A 221-nucleotide genomic window follows, 5' to 3' on the forward strand; every position below is an offset into this window, starting at 1 on the left:
ATGTTGTTGACGTTGCTGGTGTGGGCGTGGGCGCAGGGGCAGCGGTCCTCGCGGGTGATCGAGCGGTTGTGTTCGCGTGATATCGCGTTTCGTGTGATTTGTGCTGGTGATGTGCCGGATCATTCGACAATTTCGCGGTTCCGTGCCGAGGCCGCCGGGGCGGTGGAGGATTTGTTCGCTCAGGTGCTGAGGTTGTGTGCCGGGTGGGGTATGGGTGAGCT

1 protein-coding gene is annotated in these 221 nt (G+C 61.5%); it reads left to right on the forward strand.

Annotated features, from left to right (window positions below; genetic code table 11):
- Positions 1-221: transposase (locus tag IRT45_RS36540; protein ID WP_194810300.1), on the forward strand; the 221-nt coding region annotated here is incomplete at its 3' end.

Source organism: Nocardia sp. BSTN01, assembly GCF_015354405.1.
GTDB lineage: Bacteria > Actinomycetota > Actinomycetes > Mycobacteriales > Mycobacteriaceae > Nocardia.